Origin of the sequence: Streptomyces yerevanensis (assembly GCF_000716805.1) — a bacterium.
In the GTDB taxonomy this organism is placed as follows: Bacteria; Actinomycetota; Actinomycetes; order Streptomycetales; family Streptomycetaceae; genus Streptomyces; species Streptomyces flaveus.
Map to the genome: position 1 here is coordinate 1 of NZ_JNWJ01000258.1, position 308 is coordinate 308.

The window sequence follows — 308 nt, forward strand, 5'->3', positions numbered from 1 at the left end:
GTCGGGGTCCACCAGCCGCTGGCAGTACAGCTCCATCTCGCCCAGCTCCGGATGCCGGTAGCGCTTGAGGTCGTTGTGGTGGGTGACGTCCACCTCGTGTAACTGCCAGAGGTCGGCGAACTCGGGGCTGACCTCCAGCAGTGCCGCGACGATGTCGCCGGCCCTGCCTTGAGGGTCCGCCGTGTACGCCACCCGGATGTCCACGGTGCAGACCCTGCCCCGCAGGGCGTGGTCCTCGTCGGGATAGAGATCGCGTTGCGCCGGGTCGGTGAACCAGCGATAGACCAGGTAGCGGGACAGTCCGTTGA

The 308-nt window shown here is 67.2% G+C and carries 1 protein-coding gene; it reads right to left on the reverse strand.

Features of this window, described 5'->3' with window-relative positions; all coding sequences use genetic code 11:
- A partial coding sequence (locus OP79_RS49320; RefSeq protein WP_033329921.1) for an MmyB family transcriptional regulator occupies positions 1-308 on the reverse strand: 308 nt, incomplete at both ends.